The organism is Phycicoccus sp. Soil802, from assembly GCF_001429605.1.
Classification (GTDB): Bacteria; Actinomycetota; Actinomycetes; order Actinomycetales; family Dermatophilaceae; genus Pedococcus.
This window is the reverse complement of the sequence record NZ_LMSS01000002.1, coordinates 119,945-142,506: the sequence shown is the minus strand read 5'-3', so window position 1 is coordinate 142,506 and position 22,562 is coordinate 119,945. Positions and strand designations below refer to the sequence as shown.

Sequence of the window (22,562 nt, the reverse complement as noted above, 5' to 3'; positions counted from 1 at the left end):
GCGTCAGCCGCTCGCAGGGGCTCCACCAGCGCCGTTGCAGGGGTCGAGGTGCCCGGGATGACGCGCTGGCTCGGGTACGGTTGAGTGGATTCAGGTGTGGTTCGACCACTGACAGGGGAGGAACAGTGCAGAACCTCGCGCGCTCTGTCCCACTGCCAGTACGGCAGCGGGCATACGCCATGGTGCCCTCCCCCCTCTGGCGGATGATGCGTCGGGTGGCCACCGGCCAGTCCCGCCCCCAGGTCGCCTGGCGCCGCACCCGCACGAGGATCTTCCACCTCAGCAGCGGCCAGCGATCCGCCAGCACGGCCGCCGTCGAGGTGCAGGGCGTCACGTACGTCGCGCTCCGGACCCCGACCTTCCGGTCCGGCACGGTCATCGCCCGCCACCTCACCCTGGTCGCGGATGCCTTCGAGAAGCACGACGTCCCCTACTTCGTCCTCGACGCCCAGTCCGAGCGCCGCCGGGTCGTCGTGGTCGCCGAGGAACACCGGTCCGAGGCGCTGGCCGCCCTGCAGGCCGAGCTGCGCGACCAGCCCACCTACCTCGCGCGGGTGCGGGACAAGACCATCGACTCCCCGCGCCTGATCGGCCGGACCGCCCTGCCTCGGTCGGCCCGGGTCATCCGGGTCTTCCAGGTGCTGGTCAGTGACTCCGGGAGCTTCCTGGCCGGACCGGTGCTCGGCTGCGACGTCGAGTTCTGGCACCGGGTGGCGAGCGCCAAGCCCGCCCTGTTCAACGGCGAGCCGATCCCGGCCGGCACGCTGGTCGCCCCCCGCCGCAACCCGTGGGCCGACGTGATCATCCCGACCGAGCAGAAGACCGTCCGCCGGCCGGTCGACGGGACCCCGCGACCGGTCCTCGACACCATCGCCCACCCCCACCTGTTCACCGTCACCGAGCCGATCGACGTGGTCTACACCTGGGTGGACGGCAGCGACCCCGCCTGGCTGGCCCGCAAGGCGGCCGCGCAGGAGGAGTACTACCGGCGCACCGGCGTGCTGCACGCCCTGGCTGCCAACGACAGCCGGTTCACCTCGCGCGACGAGCTGCGCTACTCGATGCGTTCGCTCGACATGTATGCCGACTGGGTGCGGCACGTCTACCTCGTCACCGATGGCCAGGTGCCCGAGTGGCTCGACACGAGCCACCCGCGTCTCACCGTGGTCACGCACGAGGAGCTGTTCGGCCAGCGAGGCAGGCTGCCCACCTTCAACTCGCACGCCATCGAGAGCCAGCTCCACCGCATCGAGGGGCTCAGCGAGCACTACCTCTACCTCAACGACGACGTGTTCTTCGGCCGCCCGGTGTCCCCGTCGCTGTTCTTCCACAGCAACGGGATCGCGCAGTTCTACCTCTCCAGCGCGAAGGTCGGGCTGAGCGCCGCCTCCGGCCGGGACATGCCGGTGATGAGCGCCGGCAAGAACAACCGCGACCTGGTCGCGAAGATGTTCGACCGCACCATCTCCAACAAGTTCCAGCACGTGCCGCACGCGCTGCGTCGGACGGTGATGCTCGACATGGAACAGGACTTCCCCGCCGACTTCGAACGCACCGCGGCCTCGCAGTTCCGCAACCACGAGGACATCTCGATCTCGGCGTCGCTCTCGCACTACTACGCCTACGCCACCGGCCGTGCCGTGCCGGGCACGCTCAAGTACCTCTACGCCGACATCGCCCGCGACGACACGGCCAACCGCCTCACCTCCCTGCTCTGGCGGCGCGACGTCGACGTGTTCTGCCTCAACGACCACGACTCCACCAGCGCCGACCTGCTGGCCCAGGGCACCGTGATCCGCAGCTTCCTCGACTCCTACTTCCCGATCCCCAGCCAGTTCGAGAAGACCGGCCCCGTCGACCAGCCGTGACCCCGCGCGGGGCGCGGACCCGTCCGTGACCGGCCACCAGACCTGAACCCCTACCTGCCCCCCAGACCCGCAAGGACCCCTCCATGCCGATGTTTGTCCGAGTGCCGCGGAACGGCCGTGTGATCTCGTCGACCGGCTCGTACGCCGGCAGGCTCAACGTCCTCGACCGCAAGGAGACCGCGGTGCAGCGGCAGCTGCGGCGGGCCGGTCTGGCGGGCTACGAGCCCCTGACGCAGGCGACCTTGCTGGCCCTGGCCGAGCTGGCCCCGCGACCCACCTCCTTCCTCGACGTGGGCGCCCACATCGGCCTCTACTCCGCCTTGATCGCGACGATCTTCGCCGACGACGACGTGCAGGTGATCGCCTTCGAGCCCACTCCCCACACCGCCGACATCGCCCGGCGCCTGGCGGCCCGCAACGGCCTCAGCTACTCCGTCGAGCAGCTGGCGCTGTCCTCGGCACCCGGCAAGGCCACGCTCTACATCTCCGCCAAGGCCGAGACCTCCAACTCCCTCAGCGAGGGCTTCCGGGAGAGCGCCCAGTCGGTGGGCGTCACGGTGACGACCCTCGACGACTTCTGCCTCGAGCGCGGCGTGACGCCCTCGGTGATGAAGATCGACGTGGAGACCTTCGAGCCCCACGTCCTGCGCGGGGGGCTGCTGACGCTGGACCGGGCCCGCCCCAGCATCGTCTTCGAGCTGCTGCCCAAGTCCGACGCCCGGATGACCGACTCGGTGCTCCGCCTGCTCGGCAGCATCGGCTACCGCCTGCACCGCGCCGTCGGCGACGAGTGGGTCGAGACGCCGCTCGACACCTACCGCCTCCACCTCAGCCACACCAGCCGCGACTGGCTGCTGAGTCCCACCAAGCCCGAGGGCCTCGACGCCAGCGTGCAGCGCTGGCTGGCGGCCATCGCCGAGTGCACGGAGGACACCAACCTCATGGTGCCGGGTGGCCAGGCGCCGCCGGACGGCTGGAACGCGAAGCACGCGTGACCGACGACCCGATGCTGACGAACCGATGACCCCCAAGAGCGTGCTCCGGCGGCTGCGTGCCGCCCAGCGCGACCGACTCCGCCTGCGCGAGGCCCGGGACGGGCAGTTCCCTCCCGGCGGCTACGAACCGGTGCTGCCCAGCGCCACCCCTGCATCGCGAGCGCGGCGCCACAGCGTCCGCCTCTACCGAGTGCTCCACCGGTTCGAGGAGCGCGCCTTCGTGCAGGCCCAGCCGGCTGCCGTCCTGGCCCGGCCCGACGTGGTCGTCGCCCGGCGTCGCGGGCGGATGCGGCTCCTGCAGGTCCGACCGGGGATCACGCCGGACGGCGCCTACCGGGCCAACCGCGACCTCGTCGTCTCGCTCTGCGAGGCGCACGCGATCGACTACTTCGTCGTGCCCGAGTCGGCCAGCCCGCGCACCCGGATCGGCATCCCGCAGCACAGCTGGCGCCGGTTCGTCGAGGCCCTCGAGGCCCTCTCCGCGGAGGCGCCGCTCTACGTCGCGGTCCGTGGCCGCACGCCCCGCGGACAGGCGCGGCGGCTGCCGGGCCAGCTCTCCGAGCCCGCGATCGACCTCGCGGTGCGGTCGCAGCGCGAGCTCGAGGTCTTCACCATGATGGTGCCGACCCCCACGGGTCGGGTCTTCGACCGGCCGTTCTCGTGCCGGGTCGACCGGTGGGACGAGGACGAGGACGGCAGCCTGAACGCCCCGTCCCGCAACACCCGCACCACCCACCTGGGCTCCGCCAGCCAGGTGCCCGCCACGATCAGCGACGGCTCGCGCAGCATGCGCACGTTCGGGAGCCTCACCGCCCGCGACATCTTCGCCGTGGACTTCCCGATCGACCTGGTCTACATGTGGGTCGACGGCTCGGACCCGGCGTGGTTCGAGCGCAAGAACGCTGCCCTCGTCGCCTGCGGCCTCGAGCCCGAGGACGCCGGCGCGGCGGCCGAGCGGTTCCGCGACAACGGCGAGCTGCGCTACTCGCTGCGGTCGGTCGAGCGGTTCGCCCCGTGGGCCCGCAACATCTACCTCGTGACCGACCAGCAGGTCCCGTCGTGGCTGGACCCGACGAACGACCGGATCACCATCGTCGACCACGCGGACCTCTTCGCCGGCGCGGGACGCCTGCCGTCCTTCAACTCGCACGCCATCGGCGCACGGCTCCACCACATCGAGGGCCTGAGCGAGCACTACATCCACTTCAACGACGACTTCTTCCTGGGTCGGCCCACGACGCCGTCGCTGTTCTTCCAGGGCAACGGCGCCTCCCGCTTCTTCCTGTCGCGGTCGACCCTGGGGTTCCACGACGAAGGTGTGGCACAGCCCCACGAGCAGGCCCGCCGCAACGTCGTCGACCTCCTCGAGAAGGACTTCGGTCGCTCACCCACGCGGGCCTTCTTCCACACCCCGATCACCCAGCGGCGCAGCGTCATGCTCGACCTGGAGACGCGCTACCCGTCGGTGTTCTCGACGACCTGGAACAGCCAGTTCCGCTCGGGGGCGGACTACGAGATCAACTCGTGGCTGCACCACTACTACGGCTACCTCTCCGGGTCGGCCGTCCCGGGGTCGATCCGTTACGACTACTTCGACATCTCGAACCCGACGGCGCTGCGCCGGATGCGTCGCCTGCTGCAGAACCGCAGCTTCGACGCGTTCTGCATCAACGACAGCCCTGCGGCGACGGACGCGCAGCGCGAGCGCGTCGCCACCTGGATGCGCCGCTACTTCCCCGACCCGGCCGCGTGGGAGCTCGACGACGAGCCTGAGCAGCCCGCCACCGCCGAGGAGACCGACGCACCGCCAGAGGTGCCGGACGCACCCGACGCACCCGACGGGGTCTGACCGCCCCGACGGTCAGCGGCTCTCCGGCTGCTGGGCCCACCAGTCCCGGAGCGCCGCGACGGCCGCGTCGCGACCGACCATGCCCTGGTCGAGCCGCAGCTCGAGCAGGAACGAGTAGGCGCGGCCGAGCACCGGTCCGGGCGGGATGCCGAGCACCTCGGCGATCTCGTTGCCGTTGAGCTCCGGGCGGACCTTGGCCAGCTCCTCGGCCGCCATCAGCGCCTCGATCCGCGTCTCGAGCGCGTCGTAGGTCTGCGACAGCCGAGCCGCCTTGCGGGCGTTGCGGGTGGTCGAGTCCGACCGGGTGAGCCGGTGCAGGCGCTGCAGCAGCGGGCCCGCATCGGTGACGTAGCGGCGCACGGCCGAGTCGGTCCACGCCCCGTCGCCATACCCGTGGAACCGCAGGTGCAGCTCGACCAGCCGGGTCACCGCCTTGACCGTGTCCTTGTCGTAGCGCAGGGCCTTGAGCCGCTTGGCGGTGAGCTTGGCGCCGACCACCTCGTGGTGGTGGAAGGAGACCCCGCCCCCCGGCTCGAACCTGCGGGTCGCCGGCTTGCCGATGTCGTGGAGCAGCGCGGCGAGGCGCAGCACCAGGTCGGGGCCGGGCACCGAGGACTCCGGGCCGTCGGCCGGTCCCTCGAGCGCGATCGCCTGGTCGAGCACCCGCAACGAGTGCTCGTAGACGTCCTTGTGCCGGTGGTGCTCGTCGATCTCGAGCTTGAGGGCCGGCAGCTCGGGCAGCACGTGGTCGGCCAGCCCGCTGTCGACCAGGAGCCGCAGCCCCCCGTGCGGGGACGGCGCGAGCAGGAGCTTGGTCAGCTCGTCCCGGACCCGCTCGGCCGACACGATCGCGATCGTGGCGGCCATCGCGGTCATCGCGTCGCGCACCTCGGGGGCCACGTCGACCTCGAGCTGGGCCACGAAGCGGCAGGCCCGCATCATCCGCAGCGGGTCGTCGCCGAACGACACCTCGGGCGGTCCGGGCGTGCGCAGGCGACGGGCGGCGAGGTCGGCCAACCCGGCATACGGGTCCACGAACTCCATCGACGGCAGCCGCATGGCCATCGCGTTGACGGTGAAGTCGCGCCGGACCAGGTCGTCCTCGAGGTTGTCGCCGAAGGCGACGACGGGCCGACGGGTCTGGCCGTCGTAGGCGTCGGCGCGGTAGCTGGTGACCTCGACGACGTGGTCACCGCGGCGCGCGCCGATGGTGCCGAACTCGCGGCCGATGTCCCAGTGCGCGTCACTCCACGGGCGCAGGATGGCCAGCGTCTGGTCGGGCGACGCGCTGGTCGTGAAGTCGAGGTCGGGCGACATCCGCCCGAGGAAGGCGTCGCGCACCGGCCCCCCCACGAGGGCGAGCTCGTGGCCCTGCGCCGCGAACAGCTCGCCGAGCTCGGCGAGCAGCGGCACCACCGGTGCGAGGTGCGCGGTGGCCCGGCGCATGAGCTCGGGCAGCGGCTCGCGGGGATCGGCGGTGGACACGGAGGTCAAGGGTAGGCGCTCGTTAGAGTGGCACGGTGACCTCCCCCGCTCGCGACCCCGAGAGACTGGCGCCCAGCCGGCCTCGGCTGCCCTCGGTCGAGGAGCGTTCCGCCGGGGGGATCGTCGTCGACGTGCACGAAGGCGTGGCGCGGATCGCGGTCATCGCCAGGCGCAACCGGGCCGGCCGGATCGAGTGGTGCCTGCCCAAGGGCCACATGGAGCACGGCGAGACGCTGCAGCAGGCCGCGGCCCGCGAAGTCGAGGAGGAGACCGGCATCGAGGGCCGCGTCCTCACCGAGCTCGGCACCATCGACTACTGGTTCGCCACCGGCGAGCGCCGGATCCACAAGTTCGTGCACCACTACCTCCTCGAGGCCACGGGCGGTCACCTCACCATCGAGAACGACCCCGACCACGAGGCCATCGACGTCGCCTGGCTGCCGCTGCGCGAGGCGCACGAGCACCTCACCTTCCCCAACGAGCGCCGCATCGCGAGGCAGGCCTGGCAGCGACTGGCCGGAGACGGGTGATGCACCGCGCTTCGGTATGCCGCGTGCTCGCCGCGGCGGCGCTGGCCGTGCCCGCGTGGTGCGCCGTCGCGACCCCGGCGACCCCGGCTTCCGCGGCACCGACCGCGGCCGACGTCACCCTCGACCTCAGCTCGGTGACCCCTGCGGTCGCGAAGGCCGGGGACGACCTGGTCGTCACCGGCACGCTGCACAACGGCGGCGGCTCCGCGCTGGCCCGCCCGACCGTCTCGGTGGTCATGGGGTCGATGGAGCCGACCCGCAAGGCGGTCCGCGACTGGGCCGCGCAGACCGGTCCGGCCGCCGGGAAAGTGGTGGGGCAGAGCCGACTGACCGGCTCGGTGCCCGCAGGCGGCAGCCAGACCTTCTCGGTCCGGGTCCCGAAGCTGGCCACGCTCGGCCCGGCCGCCTACGGCGCCATCCCGCTCAGCATCCAGTCGGGCCCGGCGAGCATCCGGACCTTCGCGGGTTACCAGCAGACCAAGCAGTACCAGCCGATGTCGATCAGCTGGGCCGCCCCACTCACCCTCGACCCCGACCCCAACCTGTTCGGCGGCAGCGGCGCCGCCCGCGAGACCGCCTGGGGCGAGGCGCTGGGCGAGGGATCGCGGGTGGCGCGGGTCATCCGGGCCACCGAGGACGCGCCGGTCACCTGGGCGATCGACCCGACGCTGACCCCCACCCTGCTGCCCGACGACGTCGACATCGAGGCCGACTCCGCGCAGGGCCGGCAGGAGAGCGCCATCCGGGTCGCCACCGAGGACCGGATCACCGACCTCGCCGCACAGCACAGCCCTTGGGTGCTGCCCGACACGGACGCCGACCTGGCCGCCGTCGCGGGCATCCGGGCCGGTGAGCCGCTGATGCGCAGCTTCGTGGACCGCGCCGACGGGGTGGCCGCGAAGCTCGACGGGCGCGCCGACATCGCGTGGCCTGCCGACGGTGGCTACACCGCGACCCGCGAGAGCGCCCTGCGCCGCGTCTTCCGGGTGCCGGCCCTCGCGGGGCAGGTGACGTCCGGGGCGGCGCTCACCCCCGCCGGGTCGGCCAACACCCCCAGCGCTGCGCAGCGCAGCACGACCGGGCTGCCGCTGCTCGCCTACGACGACTCCCTGAGCGGGCTGCTGGCCCGCACCACGTCCGCCTCGGACGGGGTGCTCAGCACCCAGCAGTTCGTCGCCGACTCGGTGGCCTTGCTCAACGAGCTCCCGGGCACCGAGGGACGCAGCGTCTTCGTGGCCGCCCCGCGCTCGTTCAACCCCGACCCCGACACCGCCCGGAGCTTCTTCGCCGCCACGGCCACGATTCCGTGGCTGGCGCCGACCACGACCGACGCGATGCTGGCGAAGGCTCGGCGGGCCGTCCCGACCAGCTCGGCCCCGGTGACCCGGCCGAGCGTGCCGGCGACCGGCGGTCGAGCGGTGCTGACGACGGCCCGGGTCGGACAGCTCGAGCAGACCGTCCGCACGGTCCGCGGCGTGGCCCAGATCCGCGACGACGGCGACGCGTTCCTGCGCACCTGGACCCGCGCCGCCGAGCAGCTCGCCTCCACCCGCTGGCGAGCCGCGCCCACGGCCTGGAACACCCTGAGCGGCCGGGTCTCCGAGGCCGCGCGACAGACCACCACCGCGGTCAAGGTCTCGGCCAGCACGATCAACTTCCTCGCCGACTCCGGCCGCCTCCAGATCACCGTGACCAACGACCTGGCCGTCCCGGTCGACGACGTGAAGCTCACCGTCGAGGCGTCGAACCCCCGGCTGCGGATCGACAGCCAGCCCGCGGTGCTGCGGATCGGGCCGCGCAGCCGAGCCACGGTGACGGTGCGGGTGACCGCGCTCGCCGCCGGTCCGGTGCCGCTGCGCACCACGCTCACCACCCCCGACGGGACCGTCATCGGGCAGGGCGCCGACGTGCAGGTCCGGGTGACCCCCACCGGTCACTGGATCTACTGGGGCCTGGGTGGCGTGGCGGGCGCGATCCTCCTGCTGGGTATCGTGCGGACCTTCCGACGTCGGCCGGGCAGCGGTCCGGACCCCACCGGGTCCGTGCACTCCACCGGGTCACCGCCGCCGACCGCTCCCGACCCGCTGCCCCGAGAGGCCACCACCGCATGACCTTGGATCGATGACAGACGCACCGTCCGGCGAGCGCAGCCTCGCCCGGTCCAGCGCCCTCATGGCCGCGGGCACCGTCGTCTCGCGGGTCCTGGGGTTCGGGCGCGCCGCGCTGCTCAGTGGCGCGGTCGGCATCGGCCTGGCCGCCGACACCTTCCAGGTGGCGAACACGCTGCCCAACCAGTTCTACCTCCTGCTCGCCGGTGGGGTCCTCAACGCCGTCCTGGTGCCCCAGATCACCAAGGCGGCGAGCCACGACGACGGCGGCCACGCCTTCGTCAACCGCCTGCTGACGCTCTCGCTGGCCCTCCTCGTCGGCGCCACCGTCCTCGTGACCCTCGCCGCGCCCCTGCTGGTCCGGGTGTTCGCGACCCGTGAGTGGGACTCCGACGCGGTCGGGTTGGCCGTGGCGTTCGCGTTCATCTGCCTCCCGCAGGTCTTCTTCTACGGCCTCTACACGCTCTTCGGCCAGGTGCTCAACGCCCGTGGCCAGTTCGCGGCCTACATGTGGGCCCCGGCGCTGGCCAACCTCGTCGCCATCGGCGGGCTGCTCTGGTTCAAGGTGGCCTACCCCGACACCGTCAAGGTCGGCGAGTGGACCCCGGGGATGATCTGGATCCTCGCCGGCACCGCGACGCTGGGAGTCGCGGTGCAGGCGGCGGCACTGTGGCTGCCCCTGCGGGCCAGCGGGTTCCGCTACCGCCCGGTGTGGGGCTTCCGCGGGGTGGGCCTGCGCAGCGCGTCGAAGGTCGCGGGGTGGACCTTCGCCGCGGTCGCCCTGAGCCAGGCCGGCTACATCGTGACGTCCCAGGTGATGACTCGCGCCACGCACCTGCTGGAGGGCCGCGACGAGGTGGGCGCGGGTCTCGCCGCCTACGGCTATGCCTTCCTGCTCTTCATGCTCCCCCACTCCCTCATCACGGTCTCGCTCGTGACCGCGCTCTTCACCCGGCTGTCCCAGGCCGCCCACCGTGGCGACAGCGCGGCGGTGGTGGCCGACCTCGGCAGCGGCCTGCGGATGCCGGCCGTGCTGCTGGTGCCCGGCACCGTCGCCATGATCGTGCTCGGGACCCAGGTCGCCCGGGTCGCCTTCTTCGACAACACCCCGCAGGAGTCCGCCGCGATCGGGCGGGTGATGGTGGCGATGATGCTGGGCCTGGTGCCGTTCGGGTGGCTCTACCTCATCCAGCGCGTCTTCTACGCCTACGAGGACGCCCGGACCCCCTTCCGCCTGCAGCTCGTCGTCACCGTGGTGGCGACCGTCGCGAACCTCACTGCCGCCACGGTCGACCCCACCCACACCGGGATCGTGGTCGGGCTCGGGCAGACGCTGAGCAACCTCGCCGCCGCGCTGCTCGGGTTCGTCCTGCTGCGTCGCAGGCTCGGGTCGCTGCACCTGCGGCCGAGCATCCGCGGCTACGTCCGGCTGGCGCTGGCCTCCGCCGTCGCCGGGGTGCTGACCTGGCTGGGACTGCGGGCCGTGGAGGCGCTGGGCGTCGACCGCACGTCCTGGAGCGGCGCGTTCGTCGAGGTCGTGGCCGGCGGCGGGGTGTTCGTCCTCATCGCGCTCACGCTCGCCCACGTCATGCGGGTCCAGGAGGTCGCGCTGCTCCTCGACCCGCTGCTGCGCCGCCTGCGTCGACGCCCCTCCTGATCCGCACGCCCTAGGATGAGGCCGCGGCCGGCTGGCCAGCCGGGGTGGCGCATCGAGTGTGACGTGGTGGACGAGACCGTAGGAGGCAGCGTGCACGGGGTAGGCCCTTCGACGGTGCTCGGCGGTCGCTACGCCGTCCAGCGCCGGCTCGAGCAGCTGCCGAAGGCCGAACGCTGGTCGGCCCACGACACCACCCTCGAGCGCGATGTGGTCATCGTCTGCTTCTCCGAGCAGGAGTCCCACGCCGACACCACCCTCGACGCCGCCCGCCGGGCCGCCGGCCTCGACAACCACCGGCTCGTGCGGGTGCTCGACGTCGGCCGCTCCGAGGGCATCGCGTTCTTCGTCGAGGAGGCCATCCACGACTCCCACACCCTCACCCACCTCCTCGAGCAGGGTGGCCTGCCCGCCGAGGAGGTGCGGCGGATCGCCGGCGAGGCCGCGACCGGCCTCGAGGCGGCGCGCGGTCGTGGCCTGCACCACCTGCGGCTGACTCCCCACTCGATCCTGCGCGCCCACGACGGCACCATCAAGGTGCGGGGCGTGGCCACCACCGCGGCGATGGCCACCGACGACGACGTCGACGCCGCCCGCGCGGCCCGCACCGACGCCGTGGGCGTCGTGGCCATCACGTATGCCGCGTTGACCAGCCGGTGGCCCCTGCCCGGCCACGTCGCCGGGCTCGAGTCCGCGCCCCACGTCGTCGGCGGCGTGCCGGCCCCGTCCGAGATCGCGGCCGGCGTGCCCGGTGACCTCGACGCGCTGTGCCGGCTCACCCTCAACGAGGACCAGGGCCCGCTCACGCCGGGCGACTTCGCGAGCCAGATCGCCCCGTGGGCGATGTCGCAGGTGCAGGGCCTCGGGGGGACGCGACCGGTCGACGACGGCAGCACCCGCACGATCGCGATGCCGCGCGAGGAGCTCGACGCGGCGCTCGCCTCCGTGCCGGCCCCGCCGGTCCCCCCGCCGCCGGTCCACCCCGACGAGCAGGGCCCCGGCGAGGCAGCCGGGCGCGGCCGGCACGAGGCACCGTGGGCTGCTCCCGCGGGTGCCGCGGTCGGCGCCGCCGCCCTCGGCGAGCCCACCCCCACCCAGCCGCTCACGCCCGCCACCGGGGCACCCGGCATACCGCAGGGCCCGGTCGGTCCCGCCACCGACCACGACTCCGAGCACGACTCCGACGCCGATGACGGCGTCGACCAGGGACCGGGGCAGCCGGGCGGCGCCGCCGCCGCCGCCCAGGCGTCCGCTGCGGCGACCGCAGTGGGTACCGCCCTCGGCACGGCCGGCCACGCCGCCGGACACGCCGCCGGTGCCGCGGCCCACCGGGTCGGCAGCTTCGCCCGGGCAGCAGCCGACAAGGCAGCCGAGCGCCGGGCCCAGCGCCAGGCCGCCGAGGAGCGCGCCGAGGAGCGCCGGATCTCCCTCAACCAGGCCCTCGTCGAGGGGCAGGAGCCACTCGGGCCGCCCCTGCCGATGCTCTCCGCCGAGACCGGCACGGCCCCGACCCGGGACCAGGCCAAGGTGGTCCTGGCGATCATGGCGGCGTTCCTGGTCGTCGCCACGATCCTCGGTTTCTGGGGTGCCTCGAGGATCGGTTCCAACAGCGACCTCGGGCTCGGTGGCACCCCCACCCCGAAGGGCACGGTCAAGGTGACTGCCCCAGCCGTCACGGTCACACCCACGCCCCCTGACGAGGGCGGCGGCGAGTCGTTCGCGATCCTCAGCGCCACCGGCTTCGATCCCGAGGGCGACGGCGCCGAGCGCAACGGTGAGGCCGCTCGCGTCTTCGACGGCAAGACCAACACCTACTGGAGCTCCGAGGGCTACGCCAGCCCGAACCTCGGGGGCCTCAAGAAGGGCGTCGGCCTGCGGCTCGACCTCGGCCAGAACCGCAGTGTCTCCACGGTCGAGCTCGTGCTGCCCAACGCGGCCGACGTGACCGTCTACGTCGGCCAGGACCGCGACAGCCTGGGCAGCGCCACCAAGATCGGCTCCTCGCAGGGCAAGTCCGGCGCGGTGACCCTCAAGGCCCCCTCGATCGTCAAGGGCCAGTACGTCTTCGTCTGGTTCACCGCGGTGACCCAGGTGTCCGACGGCCGGTTCCGCGCCACGGTCGCCGAGGTCACGGTCAGCTGAGCCGGCGCGGCGGCCGACCGGCACACCCATGAGCAGCCTCCCGTTGCACGAGCAGGACGACCGCGCGTTGCTGCGCGCGCACGTCGAGGGCGACCCCGACGCGTTCGGCGAGCTGTTCCGGCGGCACCGCGACCGGATGTGGGCGGTGGCCCTGCGCACGACCCGCAACCGCGAGCTCGCCTCCGACTGCGTCCAGGACGCCTTCATCTCGGCCTTCCGGCGGGCCGGGTCCTACCGGGGCGACGCGGCGGTCACCACGTGGCTGCACCGCATCGTGGTCAACGCCTGCCTCGACCGGCTGCGGCGCGACAAGCCCACCAGCGAGCTGCCCGAGCACGAGCTGGCCGACCGCCACGACGCGGAGTCGTCGGTCGACACCCGCCTCGACGTCCGTGAGGCGCTCGAGCGCCTCCCCGAGGGCCAGCGGATGGCGCTGATCCTGGTCGACATGCACGGCATGTCGGTCGCCGAGGCGGCCGCTGTGCTCGAGGTCGCGGAGGGCACCGTGAAGTCGCGGTGCAGCCGGGGTCGGGACGCCATGGCCGAGCTCCTGCGGGAACCATCGGGGCAGCCGTGACGTCGTACACATGTCGCCACCGCCGTGCCCGCACCGGCAGCCGCGCGACCACGAGACCGACACCCATCGTCTGGAGGAAGTCGTGGTGAGCACACCCCCCGTGCCCCCGGCGGACAGTGGCGTCCCCCCGCACGGCAGCAGCCCGCAGGACCCGCGCGTCGCGGGCCCGGGGCGGCACGACGACGTCGAGCACGACCCCACCGGCATCCGGGCGCTCCTCTCGGCGCTGCCCGACCCCGGTCCCATGCCTCCCGACCTGGTCGCCCGGATCAGTGCCTCGATCGCCCAGGAGCAGTCCGCCCGCGAGGGCGGCACCGTCGTGCCCCTGCGCCGGCGCAGCTGGGGCTGGCAGCACCTGGGTGCCGCCGCAGCTGCCGCCGTGGTCCTCGCGGTGGGCCTGCCCGCCCTGCTGACCGGCACCGGCCCCGGCGACGTGATGGCCTCGCTCAAGGGCAGCTCCTCCGCCGACAGCGCCAGCAGCGCCGAGGGGAACAGGGGCTCCGTCGCCGACTCCGGTGGTGCTCCCGAAGCCCCCGGCTCCACGGCGACCCCCGGGCCGGTCACCCCGGACAAGCGGGTGCGCAGCTCGGTCGGCGACGTGGCCCTCGCCGCGACCGGCACGGCATACACGATCTCGGGCCTGGCCACCCAGGCGGCGACGCTGGGCACCACCTTCCAGGCCTCCTCGGCCGCGAAGGACCACGCCGTGCCCTACGGCGAGGCCGGGCTGCGGGGCTGCCTCACCGCGCTGGGCGTGCCCGACGGGCTCCCGGTGCGGGGCGACGTGGCGACCCTCGACGGTGTCCCGGCGGTGATCGTGCTGGTCGACCGGGGCAGCACCGAGTCGGTGTATGCCGTGGCGCCCGACTGCGACGCGCAGCACCCCCGGCTGCTCGCCGGACCCCTCACCCTCCCCTGACCCGCACAACGGCAATTGCGTCCCCTTCCGCCCAGCTGCAGACGGGCGGGAGTGAGGGCAGCTGCCGTTTTGCCGGGGAGCTGGGTGTCGCGGAGCCGCCGGAACATTCAGGGCCTACGATCGGTTGAAGAGTCCGGCACCGTATGTTGCGGTGCACCGCCTTCTCGACCACAAGGGGCTGTAACCGCGTGACCACCACCGCACCCGCCGACATCCGCAGTCTGATCATCATCGGCTCCGGCCCGGCGGGTTACACCGCCGCCGTCTACGCGGCCCGTGCCAACCTCCAGCCGCTGCTCTTCGAAGGCGCCGTCACCGCGGGTGGCGCCCTGATGAACACCACCGAGGTGGAGAACTTCCCGGGGTTCCGCGACGGGATCATGGGCCCCGACCTGATGGAGAACATGCGGGCCCAGGCCGAGCGGTTCGGCGCCGAGATCATCACCGACGACGTCGAGTCCGTCGACCTCGAGGGTGAGGTCAAGACGGTCGTCGACGCCGAGGGCAACACCTACCGCGCGCACGCCGTCATCCTCGCCATGGGCTCGGCCTACCGCGAGCTGGGTCTGCCCGACGAGAAGCGGCTGTCCGGCCACGGCGTCTCGTGGTGTGCGACCTGTGACGGGTTCTTCTTCCGTGACCAGGACATCGCCGTCGTGGGTGGCGGCGACTCCGCTGTCGAGGAGGCCACCTTCCTCACCAAGTTCGCCCGCTCGGTGACCATCGTGCACCGCCGCGGCGAGCTGCGGGCTTCCAAGATCATGGCCGAGCGCGCGCTGTCCAACGACAAGATCAAGTTCGCCTGGAACTCCGCCGTCGAGGCGATCCACGGCGACGCCAAGCTGACCGGCATCACGCTGCGCGACACCGAGACCGGTACGACCCGCGAGCTGCCCGTCACCGGCCTGTTCGTCGCGATCGGCCACGACCCGCGCAACGAGCTGGTCAAGGGCGTCGTCGACCTCGACGACGAGGGCTACGTCCTCGTCGAGGGCCGCACCACGCGGACCAACCTCCCCGGCGTCTTCGCCTCGGGCGACCTGGTCGACCACACCTACCGGCAGGCCATCACGGCGGCGGGGTCCGGCTGCGCCGCGGCGCTCGACGCCGAGCGGTTCCTCGCCGACCGAGAGCACGCCGGCGCACCCGCCACCGACGCTGCCCTCACCGATGAGCCCGCCCTGACGCACTGACCCTGACGCACTGACCCCGACGCACCGACCCCACCCGTCCGCCTGTCAGACCCCGCGGGGATCATGGCAGGCAGACGCAGCCCCACCCAGCCACACCGCACACCCAGCCAACCAACCGCAGCACCACCGAAAGGAGCCCCCGAGTGGGAGCCATCAAGGACACCACGGACGCCACCTTCGAGGCCGACGTCCTCCAGAAAGACAAGCCGGTCCTGGTGGACTTCTGGGCGCCCTGGTGCGGCCCGTGCCGCGCCGTCGCCCCGATCCTCGAGGAGCTGGCCGTCGCCCACGCCGACAAGATCGAGATCGTCAAGCTCAACACCGACGAGAACCTCGCGGTCAGCAGCCGCTACGGCATCACCGGCATCCCGACCCTCAACGTCTATGTCGGTGGCGAGGTCGTGAAGACCCTCGTGGGCGCCATGCCCAAGCCGAAGCTGGTGCGTGAGCTCGCCGACTACCTCGGCTGAGTGACCCCGTGACCGGATGCCGGTCGCGCCCGAGGTGGGCGCGACCGGCATCGTCATTGCCGGGCCGGTCCGGTTGGTCCGCGACGCCGTTCTGACCTAGGCTCGGGAGTCGGACACGGTGTGCCACGAGCCCGCCCACCGGTGCCACTGCACCACCGCTGACCTGCACAAACATCCAGCTGCGATGATCCGTCCACCGGGCGTCGCCCACCATCCCGAGGAGGCCGCGTGTCAGACAGCAAGTACGGCCTGCTCGGCCTCGGCAGCCACGGCCCCGCGGTCGCCGACGTGCGGGCCCGGCTGGCCGCGCTGCCACCCGACCAGCTGCCCGAGCGCCCGGACCTGCAGGCCGACGACCCCACCGTGTTCGACGCCGCCCTGGAGCGGGCCGTGCGCGCCTTCCAGCAGCACAAGGGCCTCATCGTCGACGGCGTGGTGGGCGTGGAGACGTTCACCGCCATCGACGGCGCGCGCTGGGCGCTCGGTGACCGGATCCTGCTGCACACCCCTGGACACCTCCAGCGCGGTGAGGACGTGGTCACCCTGCAGGAGCGGCTCAACACCCTGGGCTTCGCCGCGGGGCGGGTCGACGGTCGCTTCGGACCCGAGACCGAGCGCGCGGTCCGCAGCTTCCAGCGGGCCTACGGCCTGTCCGGGGACGGTTCCGTGGGTCCCAACACCCTGCGGGCCTTCGAGGACCTGCGCAGGTCGGTGTCCGGCGGCTCGGCGAACGTGCTGCGCGAGCGCGAGCTCGTCCGTCGCTCAGGACACAGCCTGTCCGGGCGCACGGTCGTGCTCGACCCCGGGCACGGCGGCAGCAACACCGGGGCGGTGGCCCACGGGCTGGTCGAGTCCGAGGTGGTCATGGACCTGGCCCGACGCATCGAGGGCCGGCTGACCGCGATCGGCGTCTCCGTGGTCTACACCCGGACCGAGCACACCTCCCCCACCGAGGACGAGCGGGCCGCGCTGGCCAACGACGCCGGTGCCGACCTCGTGCTCTCGCTGCACTGCGACTCCCACGACGCCGGGGATGCCAGTGGGGTGGCCACCTTCTTCTTCGGTCGCGACCGCCAGACCTCCTGGTCGGCCGTGGGTGAGCACCTGGCCGACCTCGTCCTGCGCGAGGTGGTGGCCCGCACCGGCCTCGAGAACTGCCGCTCGCACGGCCGCTCGTGGGCCCTGCTCCAGCAGACCCGGATGCCGGCGGTACGGATCGAGGCCGGCTACCTCTCGCACCCCGACGACGCGGCTCGGCTCGCCGACCCGCTCTTCCGCGACACCCTGGCCGAGGCCGTCCTGGTCAGCCTCCAGCGGCTCTACATGGGCGACGACGACACCGCCACGACCGGGGTGCTGCGACTCGGCGACCTGCGCGCCTACCTCGCCTCACACAGCTGACCCAGCCACAACCGCAGCGCGAATCCGCTACTGCCCCAACGGTTTTCCCGCTCAGGCGCTGCGCTCGAGCCCCAACATGTCGACGATCCGGTTGAGGTCCTCGACCGAGGCGAACTCGACGGTGAGCTTGCCCTTGCGCTGCCCCAGGGCGATGTTCACCCGGGTGTCGAACCGGTCGGAGAGCCGGGCCGCCAGGTCGTCGAGCTGGGGGTGCCGGTTGCCGGCCCGCGGCCGACGCGGCTTGGCCACCTCGTCGGGCCCACCCACGGCCACGATCTCCTCGACGTTGCGGACGCTGAGCCCCTCGGCCACGATCCGCTGGGCGACCCGCTCCATCGCGGCGCCGTCGGACAGCCCCAGCAGGGCCCGGGCGTGACCGGCGGACAGGACGCCGGCGGCGACCCGGCGGGCGACCAGCGGCGGGAGCTTGAGCAGCCGGAGCGTGTTGGAGATCTGCGGTCGCGAGCGACCGATCCGGGCGGCCAGCTCGTCGTGCGTGCAGCCGAAGTCCTCGAGCAGCTGCTGGTATGCCGCGGCCTCCTCGAGCGCGTTCAGCTGGCTGCGGTGCAGGTTCTCCAGGAGGGCGTCGCGCAGGAGGTCGTCGTCGTCGGTCTCCTTGACGATGGCCGGGACGGTGGCCTTGCCGGCCTCCTGTGACGCGCGCCAGCGCCGCTCACCCATGATCAGCTCGTAGCGCACGCCGTCGGCCGCGTTGTCGAGCTCGTCAGGCCCCTGACCTGCGGGAATGGGCCGGATCACGATCGGCTGGAGCACCCCGATCTCGCGGATCGAGTGGACCAGCTCGGCCATGTCGTCCTCGTCGAAGACCGACCGGGGCTGGCGCGGGTTGGGCCGGATCTGCTCGACCGGGATCTCGCCGTAGGACACCCCGGGCACCGGCGCGAGGTCGAAGCCGTCGGCAGCCGTCGGCTCCGCGGATGCCTGGTCGGCCCCCTCGGCACCGGTGGCCGCAGGGTCGGGAGCAGCGGCGTCGACCGCGTCGACGTCCGCCACGGCGATTCCCCCACCCTGGTCACCCTCACCCGCGGGTGACCCACCGGCATACGCGGTGGCACCGGGGCGCGAGTCGGGGAAGAAGACGTCCACGGGACGGCCGTTCGGGGAGGTCGGGGCGTTGGGGATGAGGGCACCCAGGCCCCGGCCGAGGGCGCGACGCTTCTCGCTCATGATCTCTTCTCTCACTCTCGTGTGGCCGCTGGCTGCGCGGATGCGGTCTGGTGGTCGGCGGTGGCGGCGGCGCCGCGGTCGGCGAGCTCAGCGGCGGCGCCGAGGTAGGACAGCGCGCCGCTGGAGTTGGGGTCGTAGGTCATCACGGTCTGGCCGTGGCTCGGCGCCTCGGAGATCCGCACCGAGCGGGGCACCGTGTTGCGCAGCACCTGCTCGGGGAAGTGGTTGCGCACCTCCTCGGCGACCTGGGCCGACAGCCGGGTGCGGCCGTCGTACATGGTCAGCAGGATGGTCGACACGTGCAGCGTGGGGTTGAGGTGGTTGCGGATCAGCTCGATGTTCTTGAGCAGCTGCGAGAGGCCCTCGAGGGCGTAGTACTCGCACTGGATCGGGATGAAGACCTCCTGCGCCGCGACGAAGGCGTTGACCGTCAGCAGGCCCAGGCTGGGCGGGCAGTCGATCAGCACGTAGTCGGGCGCCCGGCGTCCGGCGGCGGGACCCTGCTCGAGAAAGGCGGCGATCGCCTTCTGCAGCCGGGTCTCCCGGGCGACCAGGGAGACCAGCTCGATCTCCGCTCCCGCCAGGTCGATGGTGGCCGGCGCGCACCACAGGCCGGCGATGTCGGGGCACTCCTGCACCACGTCCGCGAGCGGAGTGCCCTCGACCAGCACGTCGTAGATGCTCGGCACCTCCGCGTGGTGGTCGATCCCCAGCGCGGTGCTGGCATTGCCCTGCGGGTCGATGTCGATGACGAGCACGCTGAGCCCGGCCTGCGCGAGCCCGGCGGCGACGTTGACGGTGGTGGTGGTCTTGCCCACCCCGCCCTTCTGGTTGGCCACGGTCAGCACGCGAGTAGTAGGCGGCTTCGGGAAGACCCGGCCGGTCAGGGCGATCCGCTTGCGCGCATCAGCGGCGACCGCCCGGGCCAACGGGGTGTCCCGGTCGCCCTGCGGCAGCGACGAGGCGACCTCCTCGCGGTCGTCCGTTTCACGTGAAACGACGGCGGCCAAGGCCTCCAGCGCCTCAGCCGCAGCCACCGAGTCCCCGGTGTGTGGCGGCGCCTCGGAGACCGCATCAGACTCCATCGTCGTCTCCTGGACCGCCTCGACCGTCGGGTCGGTTTCACGTGAAACGTCGGTGGGTTCCGCGTGGCTCGCCCCCGCGGCGGCGTCCGCCTCAATCCGCGTTTCACGTGAAACAGCCGCCTCGTCGGCGGCTTGGGTCCACGCCGGCCAGCCGAGCGCCGTGCTGGCGCGGCCGAGCCGCTGAGGCCATCCAAGTCCCTGGGTCAGTTGCAGTCCCTGGGTCAGTTGCACCGTTGCTGTGCTCACACAGTCACCTCGTTGGCCATGGACATCATCCAACCCTACGGCGCCGCAGAGTCACAACGCGGGAGGCAGCGCCTGCCACACCCAAGCGAAAACAGGCGCTCGCCGACGGGCCGCGGACCGTCGGTCTCGAGCCGCGACTGGTCAGGGAGTGGGTCGAGCAGTGCCCTTGCCCTTGGCGGCTCGACGGGCTGCGCCCTTGGAGCGACCCTTCGGCGTCGGGCGGGAGCCGAGCGTCACTTGGAGCGTCGTGGTGGGCACGGACAGCAGGTCGGCGCCGTAGGTCTCGATCCGGGCCGATGTCATGCCCAGCTTGCGCAGCGTCTTCTGCTCCGCGTCGAGCTCCTCGGCGGCCGAGCCACCCTTCAGGGCGACGAGCGTCCCGCCGTCCTGGAGGAGGGGGAAGGTCCAGCGCGCCAGCTTGTCGATGCGGGCGACGGCGCGGGCGGTGGCGAAGGGTGCCGACAGCACACCGGCGAACTCCTCGGCGCGGCCACGGTGCACGGTGCCGTTGTCGAGTCCGAGCTGCTCGATCGTCGTCGAGAGCCAGGTCGTGCGGCGCAGCATCGGCTCGACCAGGTGCAGGTGCAGGTCGGGCCGGACGATCGCCAGGGCGAGACCGGGCAGCCCGGCGCCCGACCCGACGTCCACCACGGCGACGCCCTCAGGGAAGGCCGCATGGGCGACCGCGCAGTTGAGGATGTGCCGGTCCCAGAGGATCGGCACCTCCCTGGGCCCGATCAGCCCGTGCGAGACCCCGGTGTCGGCCAGGATCGCCGCGAACTGCTCGGCGAGCGGCAGGCGGTCACCGAACACCGCGGCCGCGGCCGGCGGGGCAACCGGCGCCACAGCGGGGCTGTCCGACGCAGCCAGCGCGGCCGACTTCTCGGTCGCTGATGCCGCGACGGGCGCGGTCCCGGTCTCCCCGGTCCCGCGCCCGTCGTCGGTGCGTTCGTGCGATGTCATGCGCGCTGTTTCACGTGAAACACGGTGGTCGTCGCTCGGGTCACGCCGGGAGGATCACGACGAAGCGGCGCGGCTCGACACCGTCGGACTCCGAGGACAGGCCTGCGGCCAGCACCTCGTCGTGCACCACCTTGCGCTCGAACGCCGTCATCGGGTCCAGGGCGGCCTTCTCGCCGGTCGCCTTGACCTGCTCGATCACCGCGTGGGCGAGCTCGACCAGGGTCGACCGGCGCTCGGCGCGGTGGCCGGCGACGTCGAGCATCAGGCGGCTGCGCTCACCAGTCGCCGACTGCACGGCCAGCCGAGTCAGCTCCTGGAGGGCCTCCAGCACCTTGCCGTCCTGGCCGACCAGGCGGCGGGGGACCCGACCTTCGTCGGAGTCCACGATGGACACGGCGGCGCGGTCGCCATCCACGTCGACGTCGATGTCGCCATCGAGGTCGGCGATGTCCAGCAGGGTCTCGAGGAAGTCGGCGGCCACCTCGCCCTCGCGCTCGAGGTCGGCCACCTTGGCCGGACGCCGGCGCGAGGTGGCGGACGGGTCCGCCTCCTCGCTGTCGGCGTCTGCGTCGGTGTCGCTGTCGCCGTCCGCATCGGTGTCGGTCGCGTCGTCCGTGGTCACGTCGGCCTGCTCAGCACCGATCGCCGCGGTGGTCTCGCTGGTCGCGTCGACGCCCTGGTCGGCGGCCTGGTCGCTGGCGGGGGTGTCGTCCACGACGGTGTCGTTGTGCTCGGTCATGGTGATCACTCTCAGTTGTCGGTCTGGGGCTTGGGGTCGGTGGTGGCGCTGGGCGCCGTCGCGGGCTTCGCGGTCGCCTTGGTGGCCGGCTTGGCCGCAGCACCCTTCTTCTTCTTGTTCCGGGAGGGCTGGACGCGCTGGCCGCTGGGCTTGGGGGCCTCGGCCTCGTCGGTCGGCTTGTCGAGGCCCTTGACGGTGAACTCCTCGACCGGCTTGCCCTTCTTGCGCCGGCGCTCCTGCATGGCCTTCTCGGCCTGCGACCCGGGTGCGGGCATGTTGCGGATCACGTAGAACTGCTGGCACATCGACCAGACGTTGGTGGTGAGCCAGTAGAGCAGGACACCGATCGGGAAGTTGACACCCGAGATCGCGAAGAAGATCGGCATCAGGTAGAGCAGCATCTTCTGCTGCTTGGCGAACGGGTTGTCCAGTGCCGAGGCCGGCATGTTCTTCATCATCAGCTGGCGCTGGGTGGTGAACGTGCTGGCCGACATCGCGATGATGAGGACCACGGTGACGATCTGCACGGTGAGGCTGTTGGCACCGATGAACCGGTCGGACAGCTGCGCACCGAAGAAGGTGGATGCCTCCGCCTCACCGGCCAGCTTGCGGGAGATCGGACCGATCGGGTCGGTCGTCCCGTCCGAGATCTTCTTGAGGCCGTTGAGGACCCGGAACAATCCGAAGAAGAACGGGGACTGCAGCAGGATCGGCAGGCACGAGCTGAACGGGTTGGTGCCGGTCCGCTTGTAGAGGTCCATCGTCTCCTGCGTCATCGCCTGACGGGAGTCGGGGTCCTTCTTGTCCTTGTACTTGGCCTGGATCTTCTGCATCTCGGGCTGGATGAGCTGCATCCGCCTCGAGGCGTGGATCTGCCGCACGAACAGCGGGATCATCGCGGCGCGCATGACGACCACCAGGCCGACGATGGACAGCGTCCACGCCACCCCTGACGCCGACGGGATGCCGAGGGTCGTGAAGAGGGTGTGCCAGCCGTACAGGATCCACGCCACGATCCACTCGAACGGGTAGATCAGGTCACTGAAGCTCATGTCGTCCTCAATCTGGTGGTGTCCCGTCGAGGTGACGGTCCACCGGTGGTTCCGGTCGCGTGGTGGGTATGCCGCGTGGCCGGCAGGTCTGGTGCCCG

18 protein-coding genes are annotated in these 22,562 nt (G+C 72.2%); 12 read left to right on the top strand and 6 right to left on the bottom strand.

Annotation, left to right across the window (positions count from 1 at the left end):
- Window positions 1–179: 179 nt before the first annotated feature.
- The 3 genes from ASG91_RS04180 (at window position 180) to ASG91_RS04170 (ending at window position 4,712) form a co-directional block, all read left to right on the top strand.
- Entirely contained in the window at window positions 180–1,868 is a 1,689-nt protein-coding gene (locus tag ASG91_RS04180; RefSeq protein ID WP_082593900.1) for a stealth family protein, read from the top strand.
- 83 nt (window positions 1,869–1,951) lie between these two features.
- Window positions 1,952–2,863: an FkbM family methyltransferase gene (locus ASG91_RS04175; protein WP_082593899.1), complete on the top strand. Its 912-nt coding sequence runs from the start codon at window positions 1,952–1,954 to the stop codon at window positions 2,861–2,863.
- Window positions 2,864–2,888: 25 nt separating this feature from the next.
- Window positions 2,889–4,712, top strand: a complete 1,824-nt coding sequence (locus tag ASG91_RS04170; RefSeq protein ID WP_056921376.1) for a stealth family protein — start codon at window positions 2,889–2,891, stop codon at window positions 4,710–4,712.
- A gap of 12 nt (window positions 4,713–4,724) precedes the next feature.
- Here the strand turns inward: ASG91_RS04170 and ASG91_RS04165 are convergent, their stop codons facing one another.
- Window positions 4,725–6,158, bottom strand: coding sequence for a CCA tRNA nucleotidyltransferase (locus ASG91_RS04165; RefSeq protein ID WP_056921772.1), 1,434 nt, complete (start codon window positions 6,156–6,158; stop codon window positions 4,725–4,727).
- Between the two features lie 74 nt (window positions 6,159–6,232).
- Here ASG91_RS04165 and ASG91_RS04160 point away from each other — a divergent pair, with 74 nt between their 5' ends.
- The 9 genes from ASG91_RS04160 (at window position 6,233) to ASG91_RS04120 (ending at window position 17,191) form a co-directional block, all read left to right on the top strand.
- Entirely contained in the window at window positions 6,233–6,727 is a 495-nt protein-coding gene (locus ASG91_RS04160) for an NUDIX hydrolase (protein WP_056921375.1), read from the top strand.
- Entirely contained in the window at window positions 6,727–8,838 is a 2,112-nt protein-coding gene (locus ASG91_RS04155; RefSeq protein WP_157606019.1) for a DUF6049 family protein, read from the top strand. Before ASG91_RS04160 ends, ASG91_RS04155 begins: the two co-directional genes overlap by 1 nt.
- Window positions 8,839–8,848: 10 nt before the next feature.
- Window positions 8,849–10,492 (top strand): murein biosynthesis integral membrane protein MurJ, encoded by a 1,644-nt coding sequence (murJ, locus tag ASG91_RS04150; protein WP_056921373.1) that lies wholly within the window; start codon window positions 8,849–8,851, stop codon window positions 10,490–10,492.
- A 66-nt stretch (window positions 10,493–10,558) separates the two neighbouring features.
- Window positions 10,559–12,631, top strand: a complete 2,073-nt coding sequence (locus tag ASG91_RS04145; RefSeq protein WP_157606016.1) for a hypothetical protein — start codon at window positions 10,559–10,561, stop codon at window positions 12,629–12,631.
- A 28-nt stretch (window positions 12,632–12,659) separates the two neighbouring features.
- On the top strand, window positions 12,660–13,208 hold the full coding sequence (gene sigM / locus ASG91_RS04140; protein WP_056921371.1) for an RNA polymerase sigma factor SigM: 549 nt from the start codon (window positions 12,660–12,662) through the stop codon (window positions 13,206–13,208).
- Window positions 13,209–13,293: 85 nt separating this feature from the next.
- Window positions 13,294–14,127: a hypothetical protein gene (locus ASG91_RS04135; protein WP_157606013.1), complete on the top strand. Its 834-nt coding sequence runs from the start codon at window positions 13,294–13,296 to the stop codon at window positions 14,125–14,127.
- Window positions 14,128–14,315: 188 nt separating this feature from the next.
- Window positions 14,316–15,320 carry a thioredoxin-disulfide reductase gene (gene trxB / locus ASG91_RS04130; protein ID WP_056921369.1) on the top strand — a complete coding sequence of 335 codons (1,005 nt, stop codon included), beginning with the start codon at window positions 14,316–14,318 and terminating at the stop codon, window positions 15,318–15,320.
- A gap of 143 nt (window positions 15,321–15,463) precedes the next feature.
- Entirely contained in the window at window positions 15,464–15,790 is a 327-nt protein-coding gene (gene trxA / locus ASG91_RS04125; RefSeq protein WP_056921368.1) for a thioredoxin, read from the top strand.
- A 228-nt stretch (window positions 15,791–16,018) separates the two neighbouring features.
- Complete coding sequence (locus tag ASG91_RS04120; protein ID WP_082592233.1) at window positions 16,019–17,191, top strand: N-acetylmuramoyl-L-alanine amidase; 1,173 nt, start codon at window positions 16,019–16,021, stop codon at window positions 17,189–17,191.
- 51 nt (window positions 17,192–17,242) lie between these two features.
- On the opposite strand, the gene ASG91_RS04115 is transcribed toward ASG91_RS04120, so the two are convergent.
- The 5 genes from ASG91_RS04115 to yidC form a co-directional block, all read right to left on the bottom strand.
- A complete protein-coding gene (locus ASG91_RS04115) occupies window positions 17,243–18,379 on the bottom strand; it encodes a ParB/RepB/Spo0J family partition protein (protein ID WP_056921367.1) in 1,137 nt (378 codons plus the stop codon).
- Window positions 18,380–18,390: 11 nt separating this feature from the next.
- Complete coding sequence (locus ASG91_RS04110) at window positions 18,391–19,464, bottom strand: ParA family protein (protein ID WP_082593897.1); 1,074 nt, start codon at window positions 19,462–19,464, stop codon at window positions 18,391–18,393.
- Between the two features lie 387 nt (window positions 19,465–19,851).
- A complete protein-coding gene (gene rsmG, locus ASG91_RS04105) occupies window positions 19,852–20,673 on the bottom strand; it encodes a 16S rRNA (guanine(527)-N(7))-methyltransferase RsmG (RefSeq protein WP_082593896.1) in 822 nt (273 codons plus the stop codon).
- A gap of 40 nt (window positions 20,674–20,713) precedes the next feature.
- Window positions 20,714–21,412, bottom strand: coding sequence for a R3H domain-containing nucleic acid-binding protein (locus ASG91_RS04100; RefSeq protein WP_082593959.1), 699 nt, complete (start codon window positions 21,410–21,412; stop codon window positions 20,714–20,716).
- Window positions 21,413–21,423: 11 nt separating this feature from the next.
- Window positions 21,424–22,464, bottom strand: coding sequence for a membrane protein insertase YidC (yidC, locus tag ASG91_RS04095; protein WP_056921366.1), 1,041 nt, complete (start codon window positions 22,462–22,464; stop codon window positions 21,424–21,426).
- Window positions 22,465–22,562: the final 98 nt, after the last annotated feature.